This is a genomic window from Micromonospora sp. NPDC051296 (assembly GCF_040682255.1).
Lineage (GTDB): Bacteria > Actinomycetota > Actinomycetes > Mycobacteriales > Micromonosporaceae > Micromonospora > Micromonospora craterilacus.
In genome coordinates this window covers 1-2,275 of the sequence record NZ_JBFBAO010000598.1, presented here as the reverse complement: position 1 = coordinate 2,275, position 2,275 = coordinate 1, and the positions used below count along the sequence as shown (strand labels likewise).

Annotated in this window: 2 protein-coding genes and 1 pseudogene; 2 read left to right on the top strand and 1 reads right to left on the bottom strand. The window is 74.8% G+C overall.

All coding sequences use genetic code 11. The features are described 5' to 3' along the window. Positions 1–176: 176 nt before the first annotated feature. Positions 177–644, bottom strand: a pseudogene (locus AB0M52_RS33365) (molybdenum cofactor biosysynthesis protein); the annotation flags it as partial. Positions 645–744: 100 nt separating this feature from the next. Here AB0M52_RS33365 and AB0M52_RS33360 point away from each other — a divergent pair. Next, positions 745–1,884 (top strand): histidine kinase, encoded by a 1,140-nt coding sequence (locus AB0M52_RS33360; RefSeq protein ID WP_363961831.1) that lies wholly within the window; start codon positions 745–747, stop codon positions 1,882–1,884. Positions 1,885–1,997: 113 nt separating this feature from the next. Beyond that, positions 1,998–2,275: response regulator transcription factor (locus AB0M52_RS33355; protein WP_363961832.1), on the top strand; the 278-nt coding region annotated here is incomplete at its 3' end.

Sequence of the window (2,275 nt, the reverse complement as noted above, 5' to 3'; positions counted from 1 at the left end):
GTCAGGTACGCCCAGTACTGGTGCAGCGAGGACGGGATCGCCAGGTCGGCGCCGGCGTCGTGGGCTCGGGTCAGGTGTGACATCAGGCCGAAGGGCCAGGTAGCCCCCCGCCGCCCGCCGCCCGCCGCCCGCCGCCCGAGCCGGGCGGTCAGAGCTACCCGCTGCGCCGGGTCGCGCTCGATCACCACGTCGACCGGGCCGACCCGCAGGATGCCGTCGGTCAGCGGCGTACAGCGGATGCCACCGTGCCCCCGCAACCCCCGCCACGCGCCGGGACCGACGGTGACGTCCATCCAGGCGCACGGATGCGCCGGGGTGTTCACCCGCAGCCGCACCGGGCCCAGCCCCGAGTCCAGCACCAGCACCGACCCGACCAGCTCGTCCACGGCAATGCCGGTAGTCAGGATGTTGCGTCGGACCTGCGCCAGCCCGGCGCCCGGCGGCAACCACTCCCCCGCGATCACCGTCACGCTCGCCTCGCGGTGCGCCGGCTTGCCGAAATACCGGTCGCCCACGATGCCCAGCCCCGCCCGCAGCTTGATCTCGTCGACCAGCTCCCCGACCGGGGCGGGCGCCGGTCCGTCCGCCGGCCGCCCCACGAACCGATGCGCGGACGAGGCCAACAGCTGGACGATCTCCGCCATGGCGAAACCCTACGCCGCCAGAGCACCACCGCCTGTGCCCGCACCGCTCCTCATACTTTGGGCCGATCCGGGGTGGATGACGCCTTCCTACGATGGATTCGTGCCCGGTCTGCTGCGGTCCCTGTGGGACGAACCGCGCCCGCCCGGCGCGCCCCGGCGGGTGTGGCGGGACTGGCTGCTCGTCGCCGTGCTCGTGCCGGCCGCGCTGCTCGAAGGGTTGCTGCGGGCTGACCTTCCCTGGCGGGCCGTCACGGTGGTCGTGACGGTCGGGCTGGTGCCCACGTTGCTGTGGCGGCGGACCCGGCCGCTGCTGATGGTCGTCATCGCCTTCGGCACCTGTGCCCTGGTGCCACTGCTGACCGACCGGGACGCCCTGGATCTGAACGTCCTGGTGTACGTCCCGCTGCTGGCGTACGCGCTGTTCCGCTGGGGATCCGGGCGGGAGGTCGTCACCGGGGCGGCGATCATCGTCGGCAAGCTGTGCCTGGCCGTCGCGCTCGGTCAACTGGGCCTCGCCGACACGGTCGCCGGGTTCGCCTTCCTCTTCGCGATCATGGCCCTGGGCGCCGCACTGCGCTACCGGGCCGGGGCCCGGCAGCGCGAACTCGACCGGGTCAAGCTGCTCGAACGGGAGCGCCTGGCCCGCGACCTGCACGACACCGTCGCCCACCACGTCTCGGCGATGGCGGTCCGCGCCCAGGCCGGGCTCGCCCTGGCCGCCACCCGGCCGGACGCGGCGACGGACGCGCTCCGGGTGATCGAGGCGGAGGCGTCCCGGGCCCTCACCGAGATGCGCGGCATCGTCCGGGTGCTGCGCGAGGACAACCCGCCGGCGCTGGCGCCCACCCCTCAGGTGACGGACCTGGACCGGCTCGCCGACGAATCCGGGGGCGAGCCGGCGGTGGACGTGGAGATCGTCGGCGACGCCGGAGCGCTCGCCCCGTCGGTGGGCAGCGCGATCTACCGGCTGGCTCAGGAGTCGGTCACCAACGCCCGCCGGCACGCCCGCCACGCGACCCGCATCCAGGTCCGGGTGGTGGTGGACGACACGACGGTACGGCTGCGGGTGACCGACGACGGCGAACCCTCCGCCGTCCGGCCGGCCCGCTCGACCGGGTACGGGCTGGTCGGTATGACCGAACGCGCCGGCCTGCTCGGCGGCACCTGCGAGGCCGGCCCCGGCCCGGAGCAGGGCTGGGTCGTCACCGCCGTGCTGCCCCGCGCCGGGGCGGCGGCGTGACCGAGCTGGCACCCGGCGACCCGACCCGCAGCCCAGCCGGCGACCCGAGCGGCCGGCGGCCGATCCGGGTGGTCGTCGCCGACGACCAGGAGATCGTCCGGACCGGGCTGGCGATGATCCTCGACGCCCAACCGGGCATCGAGGTGGTCGCCCAGGCCGCCGACGGGCAGCGCGCCGTCGACGTGGCCCGGCGGCTGCGCCCCGACGTGTGCCTGTTCGACATCAGGATGCCGGGTATCGACGGCATCGAGGCCACCCGGCGACTCGCCGGGCCGGCCGTCGCGGACCCGCTCGCCGTCATCGTCATCACCACCTTCGACCTCGACGAGTACGTCTACGCCGCGCTGCGCGCCGGGGCCCGCGGTTTCCTGCTCAAGGACGCCGGCTCGGT